Origin of the sequence: Archangium violaceum, assembly GCF_016887565.1 — a bacterium.
Lineage (GTDB): Bacteria > Myxococcota > Myxococcia > Myxococcales > Myxococcaceae > Archangium > Archangium violaceum_B.
On the sequence record NZ_CP069396.1, the window covers coordinates 4,703,238 to 4,717,926 of the forward strand.

12 protein-coding genes and 1 tRNA gene are annotated in these 14,689 nt (G+C 65.8%); 2 read left to right on the plus strand and 11 right to left on the minus strand.

From position 1 onward, the window contains the following. Window positions 1–45: 45 nt before the first annotated feature. The 9 genes from tssB to JRI60_RS19350 form a co-directional block, all read right to left on the minus strand. Window positions 46–579, minus strand: a complete 534-nt coding sequence (gene tssB, locus JRI60_RS19310; RefSeq protein ID WP_204227331.1) for a type VI secretion system contractile sheath small subunit — start codon at window positions 577–579, stop codon at window positions 46–48. A 271-nt stretch (window positions 580–850) separates the two neighbouring features. Beyond that, the gene (locus JRI60_RS19315; protein WP_204227332.1) at window positions 851–3,268 is read right to left on the minus strand and encodes a hypothetical protein; all 2,418 of its coding nucleotides are present in this window, start codon (window positions 3,266–3,268) and stop codon (window positions 851–853) included. Window positions 3,269–3,405: 137 nt separating this feature from the next. After that, window positions 3,406–4,263: a type VI secretion system baseplate subunit TssG gene (locus JRI60_RS19320; RefSeq protein ID WP_239470611.1), complete on the minus strand. Its 858-nt coding sequence runs from the start codon at window positions 4,261–4,263 to the stop codon at window positions 3,406–3,408. Between the two features lie 50 nt (window positions 4,264–4,313). Continuing rightward, window positions 4,314–5,459, minus strand: coding sequence for a type VI secretion system protein IglI family protein (locus JRI60_RS19325; protein ID WP_204227334.1), 1,146 nt, complete (start codon window positions 5,457–5,459; stop codon window positions 4,314–4,316). After that, window positions 5,452–5,838: a DUF4280 domain-containing protein gene (locus JRI60_RS19330; protein ID WP_204227335.1), complete on the minus strand. Its 387-nt coding sequence runs from the start codon at window positions 5,836–5,838 to the stop codon at window positions 5,452–5,454. Before JRI60_RS19330 ends, JRI60_RS19325 begins: the two co-directional genes overlap by 8 nt. Window positions 5,839–5,840: 2 nt before the next feature. Beyond that, a complete protein-coding gene (locus JRI60_RS19335; protein WP_204227336.1) occupies window positions 5,841–7,526 on the minus strand; it encodes an AMP-binding protein in 1,686 nt (561 codons plus the stop codon). Between the two features lie 309 nt (window positions 7,527–7,835). After that, window positions 7,836–8,306, minus strand: coding sequence for a DUF4265 domain-containing protein (locus JRI60_RS19340; protein WP_204227337.1), 471 nt, complete (start codon window positions 8,304–8,306; stop codon window positions 7,836–7,838). A 14-nt stretch (window positions 8,307–8,320) separates the two neighbouring features. Beyond that, window positions 8,321–8,749 (minus strand): HNH endonuclease, encoded by a 429-nt coding sequence (locus JRI60_RS19345; RefSeq protein WP_204227338.1) that lies wholly within the window; start codon window positions 8,747–8,749, stop codon window positions 8,321–8,323. A 385-nt stretch (window positions 8,750–9,134) separates the two neighbouring features. Next, the gene (locus JRI60_RS19350) at window positions 9,135–10,499 is read right to left on the minus strand and encodes an OmpA family protein (RefSeq protein ID WP_204227339.1); all 1,365 of its coding nucleotides are present in this window, start codon (window positions 10,497–10,499) and stop codon (window positions 9,135–9,137) included. Window positions 10,500–10,657: 158 nt separating this feature from the next. Between JRI60_RS19350 and JRI60_RS19355 the strand changes: the two genes are divergently transcribed. Together JRI60_RS19355 and JRI60_RS19360 are read left to right on the plus strand one after the other, a co-directional pair. Further along, window positions 10,658–10,918: a hypothetical protein gene (locus JRI60_RS19355; RefSeq protein ID WP_204227340.1), complete on the plus strand. Its 261-nt coding sequence runs from the start codon at window positions 10,658–10,660 to the stop codon at window positions 10,916–10,918. A 344-nt stretch (window positions 10,919–11,262) separates the two neighbouring features. Next, window positions 11,263–11,353, plus strand: a tRNA-Arg gene (locus tag JRI60_RS19360). A gap of 86 nt (window positions 11,354–11,439) precedes the next feature. Here JRI60_RS19360 and JRI60_RS19365 read toward each other — a convergent pair. Both JRI60_RS19365 and JRI60_RS19370 read right to left on the minus strand, forming a co-directional pair. Then, window positions 11,440–12,843, minus strand: a complete 1,404-nt coding sequence (locus tag JRI60_RS19365; RefSeq protein ID WP_204227341.1) for a cytochrome P450 — start codon at window positions 12,841–12,843, stop codon at window positions 11,440–11,442. Next, window positions 12,840–14,432, minus strand: coding sequence for an MBL fold metallo-hydrolase (locus JRI60_RS19370; RefSeq protein WP_204227342.1), 1,593 nt, complete (start codon window positions 14,430–14,432; stop codon window positions 12,840–12,842). Before JRI60_RS19370 ends, JRI60_RS19365 begins: the two co-directional genes overlap by 4 nt. Between the last annotated feature and the right edge of the window lie 257 nt (window positions 14,433–14,689).

The window sequence follows — 14,689 nt, forward strand, 5'->3', positions numbered from 1 at the left end:
GGGAGGGTTCCTTGTGGGTAGGGGTGACTGGGGTTGGGGGTGGGATCAGGCGTCCGCCGTGCCGCCAGCAGGCAGGCGCAGGTTCTCGAAGCCCTTGAGCGAGTCGCTCTCCAGCAGCTTCTCGATGTCCTCGGGGTTGGCGTACAGCTCGGAGAGCGTGCGCCAGAGGTCCTTGCGGTTGTCGATGTCCGCCTGCATCTCCAGCAGCAGCTTGCGGAGCACGAGCAGGGCCTTGAGCTTGGGCACGTGCTGGACGAACTCGTCGGGGTGGAAGGACTTCATCTTCTCGAGGGGCAGCGTCACGTTGAGCGAGCCCTGGCCGTCCGCGGCGGTCTTGTCCGGCACCTGGAACTCGATGGACATGTTCATGTCCTTCATCAGGTCGTCCAGGCCGCCGGGCTTGACGGAGCGCAGCTTGCGCTCGTCCAGGTCCACCTTCCGGTCCTTCGCCGAGCCAAAGGAGAGATCGGCGAGGACGAGCATGCGGAAGGGCAGGTCGACCTCCTCCTCCTGCCCATTGATGGTGGTGCGGTAGGTGAGGGTGATGCGCGAGGTGGGAAGTTTGTCTTGGATGGGCAAGGTGCTACTCCTTCTGACTGCGGTGGCCGGGAGCTTGTGGCCCCAGGGTGATGCGTAATCTGGTGGAAACGGTTCGACTGGGCTGTGACGAGATTCATGGGAGGGAGGTGAAGTCCGTCACAGTGGCTCGAGCTGAATGCTAGGTGATGCGACGGTGTATGAGGCGGAGCATGCCCGCGTGCCGTGCTCCAAGGATCTCGCGAGGCTTCCCACGTCCAAGGAACAGTCGGCCAGGGGGACTTCGGCTCCTGCTTGTCGAGCGTCTTGCTTCTCAAATTCGGTTCTGGGCGATCTCGAACCTCGACTCCTCCATCTCCTTCATGGCGTCGCCCTTCGCAACCAGGACATAACACACCTTGCCGCCACAACCCGCGTGTTCCGGATGGCTTCTCTTCAGCGAATCGTAGATGTTTTGCTCAACGGCCAGTTGCGCTCGGTCGACCTCCTTGGTGAAGGAAAGCGTGACCAGCGCATGCTGGTGCAACTCCAACACCACCCGAAGCAACTTCATCATCTTGTCCCAGGAGACGGTGAGTATGGCCAGATCGCGTGCGTACTGGTATGCGTCACCACACGCCAGGACATCTGGCCTATTCTTGAGGTTGTACTCGTCGCGAGCGTAGGCGATCTTGAACTCGTCATAGGCCTTCTTGAAGCGCTCGAATTCACTGGTGAAGTCGTCGAATACTTTGCCGTTCTTCAGGACAGACCGAAGCGCGTCAATGCGCTTCAGTTGGCCGTCCAGCCCCTCAAACTCATTTGTGTTTTCGATGGGCTCCTCGAGCCGCTTCGCGTCCCAATATAGATTCAACATCTCGCCGGTGGCTTGGACCCCGGCTTTGAGGATCATGTTGGCCAAGTAGGGAACGTTGACCGCGTCCCCCGGTTGGGTATCCCAACCCTTCCAGACCTTGATTTCGTATTTGGCCTGCTTGACTGCCGCCCCTAAGGCACCGGTGCCCAATTTCAATGCGAAGGTGGACCCGAGCACGGACGCGAGCTTCTTGAACTCACCCCGATCGCAATACTTCTGGAGTTCCTTGAGTTCCTGCCAAGCCTTTTCCTTTTCGGCTTTGGTCATCTTCTTGTCCTGCTCCACCATGACATCCAGTTTCTTGAGAATGCGCTTGAGACCGTTTGGATCGATGGGGGCTGGCTGCGCGGAGGGAGCCAAGGGGTCGGACGGCTGAGTATTCCTCAGGGCCGACGGAGCCTTGATGGCGACCATCATGTCATTCAGTGCGCTTGATAGGTCCACCATGAGGAAGAGGCTTTGCAGAGAGAAGAAGGGCTCGTCGGCCTTCCGAAGCTCGTTTTCCCCGCTCTGCTGCTGCTGCGACTCCTCTAGGAGGGCCCGGAAGGCATCCACGTCCGCTGTATGGTCATGATAGATGCGATTCCCGACGGCGACGTTGTAGACGTCGTTGAAGAGGCGGTAGACAGGATCGTGCCTGTGCTTCGGGAACTCGCCTCTCGTCATCCACTGCTTGAAGCCGGGCTTCCTGGGAGTGTCCCCCTGCATTTGATAGCAGAGGCCATTGAAGGACGAGCCGCCGCGGCCGAAGAAATGGACGTCGCATTTCTTCCCATGGGCAGCCCCCCTTACCTGCCTCTGAATGAAGGTGTAAAGTTGATGAACCTTGGCTCTCGTGAGATCCTTCTGCATGGCATCGAGTTGATCGAAGCACCAGTCGACGAAGAACCCGAACCCCTTGAGCTTCTTCATGAGGTCTTCTTGTTTGGAGGCCCAGACATAGTAGATCGCGACCGCCTTGTCCGCGACCTCCTCCGCTGCAGCACAGTTGTGGATGGCACGGGCCTGCAGTTCCTTCAGCTTCTGTTTGCAGTTGATGATGTCCGCGAGGGAGTCCGTTATTGAGGTCAATTGTAGGCCCTGGATGTACTTCCGGACGGCGGAAAGCTTGTCGCCGACAAAGGTCCCCTGCTGATACTGCTCCATGAACTTGTTGTAAGACTTCTTGTAGTACCTTGACCGGACCCAATTCAAAATCTCAGAGATGATGGGACCCGCCAGAGCGCCCGCAATGAGGACGGCGGCGCCGCCAAAGGTCACCGCCGCCACGATTGCCGATACCGTGAGGCCACCCACGATCGAGATGACGGCGTAGACGACCTTTCTCTTGTTCCTGTTGAGTCGGCGCGCGGGAAGGAAGATGGAAGGTGCCTTGCTTCCTCCGCCCTTGGATTTGCGCGCGTAGGCGTCCACCATGATGGCTTCCAGGGCCATGTAGCACGAGGTCTCGTGTTCGATCTGCTCCTTCGAAACGGGCACCTTGTTCGCTCTGCTACCCTTTGAGCCACCGGACTGACGCTGGCCCTTGTCCAAGATCTCTTCCTTCGCTAGTTCCAGGTCGGCACGGGAGAGCTTCTGGCCCAGATTCGCGGCGCTCTCGAGCAGCACATTGTCGAAGGCCTCGGCGCTCGCTCTTATGTCGGGTTTCTTCTGCTTCGGGGAGGACGGTTGCGCCACCATCGTCCGCTGCGGAGATGGTTTGAGGTCCTTCTGTGGAAGAATGCTCTCAGACTGTTCCACCGAGTCGTCATTGTCCCCGGGATGCTTGTGCTGAACTGGAGGCGCGAGATGAAACTTGCGCTGTTTGTATGTGGCGGAAGGCTTCTCCGAATGGGACAAAGAGCCCTTGCTCTGCGTAGTAACCTTGTCGGACATTGCCATGTTCCTCCTGCCGTGAATTACTTGTTCCGTGCTCGTTCGCCAAAGCATCGAAGCCCTACCGCTACGACACACACCAGACTGCCCTCCAAGCCACATCCGCGCTGTGACGCGACTCACCCTCCGGGTGTGAGTCAGGACACGATGTTTGTGTTGAGCCCGTCACACGTAAGCCCAGCCGGTTCCTGGTGTGAGGTCTTGCCGCAGAAGAGGATGAACTGTTGAGGGCGGTTCTCCGCATCCACCAACGGTGCATAGCCGAGGTAGCTGTCTTGCTGGAGACGGGCTGGGGCGCTCTGGTCACGCAGCGCCATCTGGACGGTCAGGGGCAACGAGGTCTGGACCAGGAGGGGCAGCACTCCTTGCGTCAGTCGGCGCGGAGCTTCAATAGCCCAGGGGATTCCCATTCCGCATTGGCTCTCATTGAAGAAGAGCACCACTTCCAGTCCACCTGTGGGCACGGAAGCAAAGCCACCCAGGGCCGTGGAGTCTCCCAGCGTTGTGGCACTCAACTGGGAGCCTTGTGTCGCCACCGGTTGCACGTGCACCTTACGCCGCACGGACACTTCTGCCTCGGGATAGGCTTGGATGAACAGCCAGTGCAACGTGCTGGGGCTGGTGAGGTTCAGCAGGCTCAACCGGTGCTGGGTGGCGTTCTCCCATCCGGGGAGCAATGCGGAGTTCTGCTCCGGATAGAGCCCCGCGAAGCGCGCCCGGAGCAATTCATGATCAAAATAGCCCAGGAACCGCTCCATCCGCTCCGCCTCCAGCGGGTCCGTCTGCTCCATCGTCTGGAGGAGGAACGCGGGGAGGGGAGATTGCACGCCGAGCAGGCCGAGGTTCACCGTGAGGATGACGCGGCGGTGCGGCACCTGGAGGAATTGGATGTCATGCACCAGGTGGCCCTGGTGCACGAGCGTGCGGTGACTGCGGTATTCGATGTCATTCTCGCCGTAGCCTTCCTGGGCAAGCAGGGCCAGCAGGGCGGGCATGTCGAAGTGGCGGATGCGCTCGCGGAGGCGTTGCTCGAGCTGGGGACCGCTCATGACTCGTCCTCCGCTCCGGAAGCGGCGCTCAGGAACGCTTGCAGGTCCGTCCGGTAGAGCCGCTCGAGGGCACGCTCGCTCAAGGACCTGGAGCCCTGCATCCGGGGCTCGAGCCTTTCCCCATGGGCGCTCAAGCCCGCGAGGAAGCGGGAGAAGAGCGAGGGCAGATAGACGAGCGGATCGAAGTGGTCGATGACGTGGAGCACGTCCGTGGCGATCATGCTGGCGCGGGAGAAGTCCTGGCGTTCCACGAGCGTGTCGAAGGCAGCCAGCTTGTGCAGCAGTTGCTCCAGTGCAGGCGAGTGCCCTTGCGCGAGGGGCGGGGGCGAGCGCGTCCGCAGGGCCCTGGGCGCCTCGAGATGGAACTCCTCCTCGTCTTCTTCCTCCTCCTCCTCGTCTTCCTGCTCCTCGTCCTCCAGTTCCTTGGAAGTGTCCTCGTGGGTCGCTTCCTCTTCCGGCTCGGCGGGCGGCTCTTCCTTTCTCCTTTCGACCACCGGCGCTTTCTCTTCCTTCACCAGCGCCTTCGCCTGCTCCACGGCTCGCGCCTGTACAGGGTTGGCATTCGTCTCCGGGAAGAGCTCCCGCTGCTCGGTCAGCCAGCCGGTCACCTGGAGCAACCGGGTGAGGCCACCTCCACCGGGCGTGCGTTGCTCGAGTACCTCCACCAGCTTGCTGGCGTGCTGGAGCGCCTCCTGGACGTGGGACTGCGAACAGCTCTCGCACCACCTCCGCCATACGTCGTCCTGGGTCCGCCCATGAAACTCCAGGTGTTTGTGGAGTGTCTTGAACAGCCAGAGCAGGCCACTGTCGGCCAGGGTGGGCTTGTTGTCGTCGGGCCCGAGCTGCTCCCATCCCCGCGTGTAGACCTGGTGCAGGGCGGAGAAGAGCGCGGGCAGGGACCGCGGGCCCTGTGCCAGGAAGGTTCCAAAGACATACGGGGTCACCAGTCGCACATCACGGATGCCGTCGCGCAGCAGCGTCTCGGACGCTCGCGCCGCCTCGTCATAGGCGCCCCGCGCCATCTGGGCGATGACCCGATCCACCCGCGTCTCCACCTGCTCGGGTGTCAGGGTGGACATCGGGCCAGGGGCCGCCTTCAGTGTGCGCTCCAGCGCGGCGAGCGACTCCAGGAGCTCAGCCATCTTGCACCGCCGTCTGTCCGGGGTTGACGACCTGGATGACGCCGCCCCAGTTGCACATGCATTTGGAATTGCTGTCGAGGGCCGGCATGTTGCCGATGAGCACCTTGGGGCAGCCCGGGGCCCACGGGGCCGCGGTCACTGGGATGCACGGCATGGGGGTGAGCACACCCATCGCCGCCGCCGTGGCCGAGGCCACCATCGGATTGGCCATGGACTGGCACATCCCAAACGGCGGGATGTTCACCATCGGCTTGTTGTCCAGGATGTTGGCGGCGGGCGTGCTCGCGAGCACCTTGTTCGCCGGTGGCACCACCAGGGTCGATGGCGCCACGCCGAAGCTGCACTGGAGCGTGGCTCCCGTGACGACTTGGATGGCCATGGTCATTTCCTCGTGTTCGGGGGGGACGCGGCTTGCCGCACCTGGGCTCGCAACGCGGTGAGTGTCTGGAACAGGGGCTCCGAGGCCTTGTGGTAGAGCGAGCCCGTCAGGTATTGCGCGTGGCACCACGCGTCGCTCACCCGGCCCTCCTTGAGCCTCGGGTAGAGCGGGAAGACCTCGAACCGGTCGGGGATGTGCTCGGGGCCGAGCTGCAACTCGATGCGCCGGCGCATGTCCGCCAGGAACAGCGCCGGATCTCGTGGGGGATGGCCGGTGAAGACGAGCAACACGGTGCGCAGCTCGCCCGACACACCTCCCGTGGGCACGGTGAGCAGGGAGGTCGCGCAGGGCGGGTCCATTCCCTCCAGCGCCTCCGTCACCTCGGCGGCGGGAACGACCCGTCCCTCGTGCCGCGGCTCCCGCGTGCCCGCGTAATGGTACCGCTGGCGGATGCAGGAGAGGACGACATGGCCGGGCGGCCTGCCCTCCGCGGGCAGCAGGGTGAAGAGGCCCGAGTCCCCCGCGGCGCGTTGACCGCTCCGGTTGAGATCCTTCAGGGCCCAGCGCCGGCCCGGCGCGGGCGCGGCCTCGGTGTGCACATCCCCCACGCGCCGGAGCGAGCAGAGCACCGCGCCTCCCGCCGTCGCATCCACGAGGACGTTGGCGCAGGGCACCGACGTCAGCCCGCACTGCTTCACCCAGGCGCGCCACGCCTCCCAGTCGAGGGGGGCCTCGGGGTTGCGGAACCAGCCGCCCACCTTCTCGAGCCGGGTCCGGGTGCGCAGCAGCAGGTCCCTCAGCGCCGGGGTGACGCCGAGCGCGCGCACCGGGTATTCGGTCAGCAGGGTGGGGCGCTCCTCCAGGTCCGAGGGCTCGAGGTGGAGGAAGGTGGCGCCCCGCAGTAGCGTGGCGAAGAGGAGGGCGGGCAGGTGCTGGAGCAGGTGGAAGCCGGGGGCGGCCAGGTGGTCTCCCGGGGCCAGCGCGAAGGTGAGCGCTCCATCCACCAGCGCGCCGAGCCAGGCGTCCCCGGCCTTGAGGGGAACCGGGGTGGAGGGGGAGTCCACCAGGGGAGAGAAGAGCAGGCCCACCGGCTCGTCCGGTTTGTAGGAGTAGGAGGCGAGCGCGGGCGTGGCGGGGCCGGTGGTGGGCAGCAGGCACTTCGCATAGGGCCCCAGGAAGGGCGCCTGGTGGGGCTCGGCCGCCACGTGCTGGGGCGCGAGCGCGGCCAGGCGGCGCGAGACGAAGCTCCGGCCCACGGGCGGCAGCAGGCTGATGCAGGCCCCCAACCCCAGCGCCGCGGCGAGGCCCACCCACAGCTCGGGGCCGGGGTGGAACAGCAGGCACACCCGGGCTCCCGGCTTGACGCCCCGCTGCTCCCACGCCGTGGCCAGCCGTGCCGCCTGGTCGTGCAGCTGGCGGTAGCTGAGGGTCCGCCAGCCCCGGGTCCGGTCATACGTGCGCAGCGCGATGCGATCCGAGGCGGCGTGGCGGACGATGAGGTCATGGAAGAAGTCGTGGTGCTGGCCCGTGCGGCTCTTGAAGGGTGCACCGCGGCCCGCGTGGGCCGGAGACAGGGCCGCGGCGAAGCCCTCCGGGTCGGTCCAGCTCCGGCGGAGCCAGTCGGGGAGGCCCGGGGCGGGGGCGGCCTCCTCGACCTGTTGGAGAATGGTGCGGAAGTCGAAGGACATGCGGAGCACTCTGCCGGTGCTTCGCCGCACGGGCTGTGACGGTGTTCAACCGGAGCTTGTGAGAGGAATCACAGCGCTGAGTGGCTCCAGGGGCGCGCGGCTACCGCGTGCTTGCCCAAGGTGCGTGCACCGGGCCAGGTCGAGCACCGATTCCGGGGCCAGGTGGGTTCATTGGTGGGGCCGAAGGAGCGGGAGGGGAGGGAAGTTGCGGCCAGCGGTGCTCGACCCCGCTGGAACGAGTGCTCGAGTTGGCCGGAATACGCAATCCGGGGGCACAGGTCGTGCGGGCGTAACCCCCCTCACACCCGTTCAACGGAGTCCTTTGTCACCTTCCCCGGGCGAGGCGAGGCACGCCTCCTCATACCCCCACCGCTCCTGAGCCTCTCCTTCATCCAGCATCGCTCTCAGCTCAGCCAGGGATACGGAGGGGGGAACATCCACGGAAATCAGGCCTGGGATGTGACTGCCCTCGCTCGTGCATCCTCGTTCCTCGAGGAGCTTACGGACAATGGGCACCTCGTTCTTGTCGTAGATGATGAGCCTCAGCGTGCTGTGTCCAGAGGGACGTACGACCTTCTGGAAACGGAGCTCGCCTCCAGCTGAGATGGCCGAGACGACATCTCCGAGGGCAATTCCCGTGACGAAGAAGGGGATGTTGTCGATCTGGAACAGCCCTTCTCCAACGGGGAAGGCCCAGACGCTCTCGTAGTTCGCGGGAGGGTAGTCGTCCTCGTCCTTCTCCAGCTTGAAGACAACCTTCACCATGTCATCCGTGTTCATCGGGCCCATGATGCTCATTTCCCTGGTGGGACCTTGTCGCCCTTCTTGAGATTGCAATCCCGACAGAGTACCTGGCCGTTGTCGACCTCGCTGGGACCCCCTTTCGCACTGGGGATTCTGTGGTCCACATGGGTCTCGTTCAGTGGAGGAGTGACATCCTTCTCATGCTTCTTGGCAGGTACGGTTTCGACACGGCATTGCTCACAATGATTCTTGCCCTCGTTCGCCTGGGCGTTCTCCTGCTTGATCTGGCTTTTTTGCTTTCTTGTGAACCGTTTGCTTCCCCCGGAGAGCACAGTGGGCTCGTTCGAGGGTTGGGGCTCGACGACGAAGCGGGTCACGTCCGGGCTTGCAGAAAGGGAGTCTGTTTCGGGGCTGAGGGCCCCACCTGACGCCGTGGTCGCCAGCACCATCAGGAGGGTGCAAAGAATGTGTCTGAACATGAGCGTGTGCTCCTCGAAGCCGTATGACCACTTCGCCGTACATTTCCCACCGTACTACTGGTGGGGTGGGCGCGGGGGACGGCGCTCTTCTGCTTCAGCCGAAGGGGCACTGGAGGGGAGGCCGGAGCGCGTGAATCGCTGCGCGAGGTCCCCCGCGCTCCCGCTGCCCGCCGCGCAGCCGCAACCGGTCTCCTCGTCCTTGACGGAATCGTCCGGGTCGCACGCCGCGCCGGCCCCACCCTTGTCGGCATCGTGGACGGTAGCTGGGGGTCCGCCAGCCCCGGGTCCGGTCATACGTGCGCAGCGCGATGCGGTCCGTGGCGGCGTGGCGGACGATGAGGTCATGGAAGAAGAATGGTGCGGAAGTCGAAGGACATGGCGGCTTTTAGGGGACTTCCCTGGTGATGGGCGCCGGCACGGTCGAGACGAACACCTCCACTCGCGGGGTGCGCACCTGTCCCTCGGACCTCCGCACCCGCAGGTTCGCCGGGGGCACCCCTTGCCCGGCCAGGTAGTTCCGGACGGCCTGCGCGCGCTTGAGCGGCAGCAGGCGATCCGCTGTCTCGCTCCCCTCCTGGCCCGCGTGTCCCTCGAGGACGACGACGGACTCCCCGGGACGGGAGCGCAGGAGCATGAGCACCGCCTGCAACAGGCTCAGGTCTCCGGGCAGCTCCGCGCGCCCCGGCTCGAAGAGCACCGAGCCCTGGAGGAGGGGAGTGGTGTTCGCGGCAGGAGCCTCGGCGGGGAGCAACTCCCGGGTGGGTACGGGCATCACCCTCTGGCGGGGCGCTTCCTCCCGGGAAGCGAGGAGCTCCGGCTCCAGGCGGAACCGGGGAATGGTCTCCGTGAGCCGCTCCAGGCCGGGAGGAGGCTCCGTGTGGAACCCCAGGCCCAGGAGCACCCGCGCGGTGGGTGTACCGGGCGCCGTGCCCAGGCCGGGTCCTCCCAGGGCGAACAGCTCCAGCCCATGGGGCAGCGGCATCCGCACGCCTCCCAGCACCTCGATGGAGGGGGACCGCGTGTCCATGGAGAAGGCGCTCCGGATGGCGAGCTCGCCTCGGAGCCCCTTGTGCGTCACGGCCACTCCGGCGCCCAGGCGCAGCTCGGGAATGAGGTTCGTGGAGGCCGTGCCGGACAGGGGGTTGGAAGGCCGCAGCAGCACGCCCGCGTCGAGTGCGGGCTCGAGCCATCCCCACCGTCTACCCACGGTGACCCGGGCGCGGAAGCGCATTCCCGGGTCACGCGCCAGGGCGGACGGGCTCCCCACGGGCAGTCCGGCGCCCAGGTCCACCGAGAGATCCACGGGCTGCTCCTGGCGCAGCGACAGCAATCCCAGCCGGGCCTGGAGCACCGGTGTACCGAGCCCGTGCGCGGTCAGGGGCGGCAGTCCCATGTGGCTGGAATCTCCGCCCTGCTGCCAGAGCACCACGGGGAGCTGTGCTCCCACTTCGAGCCAGGGCAGCACGCCATAGCTGCCCGCCAGCACGGTCGAGGCCCGGTGGCGGACCCGAGCCATGCGTTCCCCCCCGTTCCGCAGCACGAGCGGCAGGTGCTGGTAGTGTCCGACCAGCCCCGCGCTCACGCCACCGGGGACCAGCAGCTCGCCATTGCCAGCCAGCAGGGAGCCCCGTCCCGTATTGAGCTCCAGGCGCTCCAGCTCGAAACCGGACGCCGCGGTCTGGGCCGGGGCCGTCGAGCAACTCAGGAGGGCCGCCACGGCAGCGCCTCGCATCAACGCGGGGATGTGCATGCGGAGCACTCTGCCGGTGCTTCGCCGCACGGACTGTGACGGGATTCAATCGGAGCCTGTGAGAGCAATCACAGCGCTTTCGATGCCAGGCGCCGGGCCCTCTTTCCTCCTGCCGGTGCGCGCATCCACTGTGCTTGGAACCCACTTCTCCAGCGGCGATGAGGGACGCGACACTGGTGCGTACCAGCGGGCTGCACGCCGTCACCGAATCGCTAGTGGTCGCAGGCGTCTTCGGCATCGCTCGCTGGTGCCTGTACGAGGTGGGGCACCTGCTGCTCAAGCTGGTGGCGCTCGCACCGAGGCCGGTGCGCTTGGTGCTCGATGACCCCCTGTGCGCTCGTGCGCGTGCCGTGCGCGAGCTGGCCAGCTCAACGGCTGCCCGAAGGGCAGCGCCCCTGGCGGCGCGTCAGCGGCCTTGAACCAGGTGGCCCCGCCTGGCCGCGCTTGTGTCTCGCGTCGTCGTAAGGGTGCAAGGGGGCCTCACCTGGGCCCCCTGAGCCACGGTGTAGCGGGAAGTCCCACCTACGCTGGACAGGGCTGCTCGCAGGGCCTTCAGCTGTTCTCGGAACTCGCTCCTCCAGCGGAGATGAACGCCTCCACGCTGGCCGGATCAATCCGGAGGGCCCCCGATACCCGAACGTGCCGGAGCTGCGTCCCAGAGGCCGGGCCGCACCTTGCAGCAAATATGCAGCAAAAGGCTTGGTAGACCCTGCGACCGGATGGGACGGTTGGAACCGTCCTGCCTCGGAATCTCCAGGAGTTACGAGCGCTTGCGAAGGGCTGATAACGCCTGGAGGAATCCCCGGTTGGCCTCCGGAGCCAAAGGCCGCAGGTTCGAATCCTGCATCGCGCGCAAGTTGAAGGGCCTGGAATCCTCGGGGACATCCCCCGATGGTTCCAGGCCCTTCGCTTTTCTCGGCGCCCCCTGGCGCCACCCGCCTCAGCCGACGCTCTGCCGCGCCGTGCTCTCCCTCGCCGGGAGCGACTCGAGCCGCACCTGGATGCCGTGACGGGCACGCAGCGTCAGGCCGGCCTTGAGGACCAGCGCCGACTTGTCCCGCACCTCCATCCGGAAGCGCCGCAGCCCCATGGCCAGCACCACCGTGGCCTGCATCTGCGCCAGGTGGTTGCCAATGCACAGTCGCTGGCCCGCGCCAAACGGCATGTAGGCCTGCCGGTGCCGCTTCGCCACGCGCTCCGGATCGAAGCGCTCCGGGTCGAACGTCTCCACGTCCTCCCAGAAGTCCGGGTGCCGGTGCAGCAGGTACGTGCAGATTCCCACCATGGTCCCCGGTGGAATGTCCCAGCCGCCAATGCGGTCCGCCCCCATCGCCACCCGTCCCACCAGCCACGCGGGCGGCAACAGGCGCATCGACTCCTGAAACACCTGCGTGGTGTAGCGCAGGTTGGGCAGATCCTGCGCACCGGGCTCGCGCTCGCCCAGCACCTCGGCGATCTCCTGGCGCATCCGCTGCTCCACCTGGGGATGGCGGTGGATCTGGTACCACGTCCACGCCAGTGCGGTCGCCGTGGACTCGTGCCCTCCCACGAAGAGGTTCATCACCTCGTCGCGGAGCAGCTCGTCGCTCATGCCCTCGCCCGTCTCCACGTCCCGGGCCGCCATGAGCAGCGAGAGCATGTCGTCCCACTCGCCCGGCGACTGGCGCCTCCTGGCGATCTGCTCGTAGATCATCTCGTCCAACGCGGCGAGCGCGTTGGTGTAGCGCCGCCAGCTCGGACGGGGGATGCGGATCAGATCCCACAGCGAACGGTCCCGGTTGTCATGGGTCATGATGAACCGGATGCTGTCGCGCACGCGGGGCCGTGTCTCGTTCATGTCCTCGGTGAGCACCGCCCGGCCCATCTGCGAGAGGGTGATGCGCGACATCTCCCTCAACAGCTCGAGGGGCTCGCCGCCGCGGGCATGCTCCTCCCAGCGCGCCAGCATCGACCGGGTACTGTCCACCAGCGTGTCCACGAGCCCCGCCAGCCGCTCGCGCGAGAAGGCCGGCTGCGCCATGCGCCGCTGCCTCCGCCAGTGCTCACCGTCCGCGGGAAAGAGGCCCCGGCCGAAGCGGCGGTTGCGCCTGGCCTCCGGTGACTTCGCGTAATTGGCCGCGTTGTCCACCAGGACGTGCCTGGCATGGTCCGGGTGGCTCAGCAGCACCATCGGGTGTTTCCCCATGGTGAAGGTCACCACGTCCCCGTACCGCTCCCGCTCCCGCACGAAGAAGCTGAGCGGATCCTTCATGTGCTGGTACACGTGGTCCAGCACCCAGCGGGACTTCGGGCCGGGAGGCAGCGAGGGAGACGGCGTGGAGGGCGGCATGGCGGCTCTCTTCACGGCAGGAGGATCTCGGACTGGACGTACGGCAGATCCGCGGTGACGCCCTTGCCCCGGCAGTAGTCCAGCAGCTTGCGCGACTCCACCAGTTGCGGCGAGTTCTCGTGGTAGCCCATCACCATCACGTGACCCATCCACGGCTCGCGGCCCATGGCGTAGATGTAGACCTGCTTCGGGTTGAGCCGCCGGACGATCTCGATGGCGCGCTCGGCGTTGGAGCCATTGAGCCGCCGCGACTGATCCATCTTGCGCGGCAGCGGCGTGGTGAGCAGCGGGCCGTACATCCAGCTCAGCGGCCCTCCCTCCGACTCCATTCCCAGGAACATCACGTCGATGTCGCCCACCAGCGCGTGGACATGATCGTACAGGCGCGGCTCCAGTGCGTTCGAGTCCGCCGCCATCAGCAGCGACTTGCCCTCCAACTGCACCAGGTGCGCCATCTTCGCCTGGATGTTCAGGTCCCCGTGCTCGCCGATGAAGGGCAGGCCCGTGATGGAGCCTCCCGGCACCTCGAGGGACTCCATCTCACTGAGGGCCACCACGCGGCGGAAGCCCGTGTGCTGGAGCATCAGCTTGAGCGAGGGATCCGCCAGGCCTCCTCCGCTGCTCGCGGGCACCACGAGCGTGCCGATGCGCGAGCGCAACTGCAGCAGCGGCTCGAACATCAGGTGGTCGGCGTGACCGTGGGTGATGAGCGCGTAGTCGATGTGCTCGGGCAGGTCCGCGTAGGTGTAGCGCGGCAGCTCCGTGGGGAAGTCGTAGCTGATGACCGGATCCGTCAGGATGCTCACCTCGCGCGTCTCGATGAGCACGCACGCGTGGCCGAAGTAGCGGATGCGCACGCCCGGGCCGTCGTACCTGGGCGCCGGACGCGGCGCCTCCTCCGTGAAGAACGTGGAGAAGAGCTCGGCGTCCTTGCCCTGGATGCCGAGCGCCTCGCGCACCGGCTCCACCTCGCCCGGCGTGCGCCGCATGGCGAAGAGCCGATCAATCGCCTCGTGGCGGTAGGGCACGTTCACGTGGATGCTTCCATCCTCCGTGTCCAGACGCGGCGTGCTGAAGACGTACGGCCGCGCGTCCCCGTGGATGAGCCGCATCGCCAGGCTCTGTGACGACTCCTTGTAGTGCGGACCCCGGTAGAGCAGCGACTCGAAGAAGCGCGGCGAGGCCCGGTTGTTCAGGTCGTACGTCAGCTCCACGTAGCCCTGCAGGATGTCCGGCACCTTCTTGTACATCTCCTCCAGCGAGAAGCCGTTGGCCGTGAGCAGCAGCTTGTCCAGCTCCGCCACCGCCTGGGCGAACCGCAGCGACGAGGCCTGCTCCTTGAGCGTGCGCTGCAGCAACTCCTGGATGTCCCTGGCCCGCTCCACGCCGTAGTTGATGTACGGGCCGCCCATCAGTGCCGGGCTCTTCAGCGCCGCCACGTGGACGGCCGGGTTGGCCACGAACGACTCCATGATCTTCACATGGTGGTTGGCCACGAAGAGCGGCGCGGTCGCGGGCGAGATGAGGAACCACCACGCGTACCACTGATTGTAGAGCGGCTCGGCGACGACGTTCTGCTTCAGGTAGCGCGCGGGTTGGGACATCTCGGCTCCTCGCATCTTCCAGGGGTGGGGGGCGGCGCGGGACCTGCTCGCTGGATGCGCTCGTGTGACTTTCTCGTGACGCGAGCACTCTTGCCGCTTGTTGGCCCAAAATGGATAAATACAGGCTTATTTCAGATTCGGGCGGAAGTGTATAGTCCCACGCCTTTCCACGAATCCAGATTTGACTTCTCCGCCCATTCGGTGGGGGCGGGAAGCGCTGGATGCGCCGCGCCGAATTCGACTCCTCGAGGCCCCTG